This window comes from Rhizobium sp. L43 (genome assembly GCF_002531725.1).
GTDB lineage: Bacteria > Pseudomonadota > Alphaproteobacteria > Rhizobiales > Rhizobiaceae > Rhizobium.
In genome coordinates, this window is sequence record NZ_NWSQ01000083.1 from 1 (window position 1) to 1,555 (window position 1,555).

Consider the following 1,555-nt stretch of genomic DNA (forward strand, 5'->3'; position numbering starts at 1 on the left):
CCGTCCTCCTGGTACACCTCGATCACCAATATGGCGATCTTCGGCTTCCTCTATGTCGGCATCTGCCTGGCGCTTGGCCTGCTGCTTGCCATCCTGCTCGACCAGAAGATCCGCGGCGAGGGGATACTCCGGCCGATCTTCCTCTATCCGATGGCGCTCTCCTTCATCGTTACAGGGGTGGCCTGGAAATGGTTCCTCGATCCCGGCCTCGGGCTCGAACAGACGCTGCACCATTTCGGCTGGACAAGCTTCCACTTCGACTGGATCAAGAACAAGGACTTCGTCATCTACACCGTCGTCATCGCCGGCGTCTGGCAGGCATCCGGTTTCGTCATGGCGATGTTTCTGGCCGGTCTTCGCGGCATCGACGGCGAGATCATGAAGGCCGCCCAGATCGACGGCGCCTCACCCTTCCAGCTCTACCGGCGCATCGTCATTCCGCTGTTGCGGCCGATCTTTCTCTCCGCCTTCATCGTGCTCGCCCATATGGCGATCAAGTCCTATGACCTGGTGGTGGCGCTGACTTCGGGCGGGCCCGGCGGCTCGGCCTGGCTGCCGTCCAACTTCATGTATGAATACACCTTCAAGCGCAACGAGATGGCCGTCGGCTCGGCCAGCGCCATCATCATGCTGATGACGATCTCGGCGATCATCGTGCCCTATCTCTATTCCGAACTGAAGGAGAAGGCGCGATGAGCAGCGTAACCTCTCCGGCAATGGCGACCTCGCAGGCCAGCGACAACAGGAACAGCAACACCCGCTGGATCGGCCGCCTGGTCATCTACGGCCTGCTGGTGATCTTCGCCGTCCTCTATCTGATGCCGCTCTTCGTCATGCTGACCACCTCGTTCAAGACCATGGACGAGATCCAGAACGGCAACATGCTGGCGCTGCCGCAATCACCGACCTTCGATCCCTGGATCAAGGCCTGGGGCGAGACCTGTGTCGGGCTCACCTGCGCCGGCATCAAGGGCTACTTCTGGAACTCGATCAAGATGGTGGTGCCGGCTGTGGCAATCTCCACCATTATGGGGGCGCTCAACGGTTATATCCTGACCAAATGGCGCTTTCCCGGCCATACGCTGGTGTTCGGGCTGATGCTGTTTGCCTGCTTCATCCCGTTCCAGTCGGTGCTGCTGCCGATGGCGACGATCCTCGGTTCGCTCGGCCGCTTCGGCATGACGCTGCAGGATGCCACCGGCTTTGCCTTCGGCTTCGGCAATCCCACGGTCAATCTGGTCTTCGTCCATGTCGTCTACGGCCTCGGCTTCACGACGCTGTTCTTCCGCAATTTCTACGAGGCCTTTCCGACCGAGCTGGTGCGCGCCGCCCAGGTCGATGGCGCCAGCTTCTTCCAGATCTTCCGCCGCATCATGCTGCCGAACTCGCTGCCGATCATCGTCGTCACCGTCATCTACCAGTTCACCAATATCTGGAACGACTTCCTGTTTGCCTCGGCCTATGCCGGCACCGGCGACTCCATGCCGATGACGGTGGCGCTCAACAATGTCGTCAACACCTCGACCGGGGTGGTCGAATACAATGTCAACATGGC

At 60.3% G+C, this 1,555-nt stretch carries 2 protein-coding genes; both read left to right on the top strand.

Going from position 1 to position 1,555, the window contains the following annotated elements:
* The coding region (locus tag CO667_RS34490) for a sugar ABC transporter permease (protein WP_097622260.1) at positions 1–696 on the top strand (696 nt) is incomplete at its 5' end.
* A partial coding sequence (locus tag CO667_RS34495) for a carbohydrate ABC transporter permease (protein ID WP_097622261.1) occupies positions 693–1,555 on the top strand: 863 nt, incomplete at its 3' end. The genes CO667_RS34490 and CO667_RS34495, both read left to right, overlap by 4 nt.